At 65.1% G+C, this 2,676-nt stretch carries 2 protein-coding genes; both read right to left on the reverse strand.

Going from position 1 to position 2,676, the window contains the following annotated elements; translation table 11 throughout:
- Positions 1–103 precede the first annotated feature (103 nt).
- The gene (locus ACSU1G_RS34545) at positions 104–886 is read right to left on the reverse strand and encodes an ATP-binding protein (RefSeq protein WP_439286179.1); all 783 of its coding nucleotides are present in this window, start codon (positions 884–886) and stop codon (positions 104–106) included.
- Between the two features lie 6 nt (positions 887–892).
- The gene (gene istA / locus ACSU1G_RS34550) at positions 893–2,533 is read right to left on the reverse strand and encodes an IS21 family transposase (RefSeq protein ID WP_439286181.1); all 1,641 of its coding nucleotides are present in this window, start codon (positions 2,531–2,533) and stop codon (positions 893–895) included.
- Between the last annotated feature and the right edge of the window lie 143 nt (positions 2,534–2,676).

Here is a 2,676-nt window from a genome sequence, read left to right on the forward strand (position 1 = left end):
TGTATAGACGGCTCTTTCGGTAGCGGGTGTGTAGCGATCCGGTAGCACGGGCGCAGGTATCCGGTAGTGCTTCTATCGGGGTCACTGCGCCCGCGCTGTTGGGTCAGGCCGGCTGATCGACGGTCGGCTCGGCTGCGTTGGCGTGGGTGTGGCGGCGCATGTTCGGGCCGTCGAGCTGGACGATTTCGCTGTTGGAGACGATGCGATTCAGGATGGACTCGGCGATCACGGCGTCGTGCAGAGATTTGTACCAGTCTTCGGGGTCGAACTGGGAGGTCACCATGGTGGCGCCCCGGCCTTCGCGGGCAGCGAGGATGTTGAGGAGTTCGCTGGCGGTGTCCGCGCTGATCGGGGTGGTGAGGAAGTCATCCAGCACCAGCAGGTCGCAGGTATGGATGCCGGCCAGGAACTTCATTCGTTCTGGATCGCTGCGGTTCAGGACGGCGAGTTGATTGGCCAGGTCATCGAGGCGGAAGTAGCGGGCGGTGTGGTCCTGGCGGCAGGCGGCGTTGACCAGTGCTTGGGCGAGGTAGGACTTGCCGACGCTGGATTTTCCCAGCACCACGAGGTTCGAGGTGTTCTCGATCCACCGGCAGGAGCCCAGCCGGTCCACGACGTCGCGGTTGATGTTGCGTCCGGGCAGGTAGTGGATGTCCTCGATGCAGGCGGCGGGGTTGGGTGTCCGGGAGGCGCTGAGGAGTTTGAGCACGCGGCGTTCGGCCCGGGCGGTGGTCTCCGTCTCCAGGGCGTGGCGGATCTTCCGGGAGAAGGTCCAGTCGTCGTAGGCGGGGTCGTTGGCGATGTCGATGACGGCTTCACCGAAGGCGGTCATCCGCAGTCGGGTGAACAGGGCCATGTCCTGGGTGCTGAGGTGGTGGTTGATCATGATCTTTCAGTACTCCGTTGTCTCGGGCCGGTCGGTGCCGGTGGTGCCGGTGAGGGCTGCGAGGCTGAATTGCTCGATGCCGTCCAGGTGCGCGCTACGGGTATCCCGGGCCGGAGCCGGGGCAGTTCTGTGCTGCGGTGGGCCCGCCGTGGTGGTGGGGCGTGAGTCACGTTGAGCCCGGAGGGCGGTGATGCGGTGCTTGATCGCGGTGTAGCTGACCGGCCGGGTCTCGTTCTCCTCGACCAGTAGCCGACAGGCCTGCTCCAGCAGCAGCCGGTTCTCGTTCTTGCCCAACGACAGGATGTTCATACACGACCGGTATCCCTGGGCCTCAATGGCCTTGGCATCGAGCAACCCGGTCAGGGCTGCCACGGTCCCGGGCCCGACCTTGGCCGCCTGACGCAGGAAATAGGCCCGCGTCCAGAGCCCGGAGACGGCCTCAAAGCGTTCCGGGGCGTGGGCGGGGTCGGTGACGTACCCATGCCGATGCGACCCCTGCCGGTGGGCGGCGATGACCTCACCGGCGGCCATCACGGTGATCTCGTTGCCGCGGATGCGCACATCCACGCTCTGGCCGGCATGCCGGTAAGGCACCGAGTACTTCACCGTGTCGATCTGGAGATGCCAGTCCCGGCCGACCTTGGCCTTGCGCCAGGCCACCTGCAGCCAGGGCTCCACGGGCAGCTCGAGCAGCTCATCGGCCTCGGTGTCCTGGAACCACTTCCGGCGGCTGATGGGCCCGCCACGGAACGGAGTGCGGTCATTGATGGCATCGATACGGGCGGTGACGGCCTCGTTGAGGTCATCGAGCGTGGTGAACATCCGATCGGCCAGGAAATGGATGACCCAGTCGGTGACGATCTTCACCCCGGATTCCACGTGACCCTTATCCCGCGGCCGGTACGAGCGAGTGGGCACCGCGGCACTGCGGTAGTGCTCGAGGAAGTCCTGGTAGGCCTGATTGACCTCCCGGGCCCGGTCGTAGCGGCTGATCGCGTTCGAGGCCGTGGGCGCGTTGTCCGGGACCAGGACCTGGCTGACACCGCCGAAGTACTCGAACCCCCGCCGGTGGGCGTCGAGCCAGGAGCCCATCTTCTCGTCGGTATACCCCTGAGCGAAGACCATCCCGGAGTACGGCAGGGTGGCCACGAACACCGATACCCGGGTGGTGTTCCGGGTGATCGGATCGGTCAACGCCATCGCGGTGCCGGCCCAATCGACCTGCATCGTGTGCCCGGGAACATGAGCGATCGGCCCAGTCAGGTCATGGGTGCGAACATGCTCGCTCACGATCTGACAGAACCGCTCGTACCCGTAGAACCGGGCGCCCTCCGCAGCCGGGGTATCGAGATATCTGGCCCAGAGCACCTTCAGCGGCGGCTTCTTCCGCCCCAGCCTCGCGGACACGACCTTCTCGATATCCACCGGCACGAATCCCGTGGACGTGGCCTTACGTCCATCAGCGAAAAGCCGGTCGATATCCTCGGCGCCCAGCCCATCGATGTCCTCACGCGTGGACCACGCGTGGTCATCGACCACCTTCCGGGCCTTGGCGATGGTGCGATGCGAACACGCGGCCATCATCTCGATCTGTCTATACGGGTAGCCCTGCACCAACAGGGACATCACAAGCCGGTAATCGGCCATCAGCGGGAGTCCTTTCACTGGCCACAGCAAACTGCTGTAGATGAAAGACATCCTCCGAAGAACCCCACCCGGTGCGCTACCGGATCCCTACCCGACTGCTACCCGATCGCTACACACCCGCTACCGAGAACCCCGTCTATACA

This window comes from Microbacterium sp. A93, assembly GCF_051842835.1.

What these genes read in the sequence shown, in the direction of transcription:
- ACSU1G_RS34545 (WP_439286179.1), bottom strand. Translation starts at nt 886, where the DNA reads ATGATCAACCACCACCTCAGCACCCAGGACATGGCCCTGTTCACCCGA.
- istA (WP_439286181.1), bottom strand. Translation starts at nt 2,533, where the DNA reads ATGGCCGATTACCGGCTTGTGATGTCCCTGTTGGTGCAGGGCTACCCG.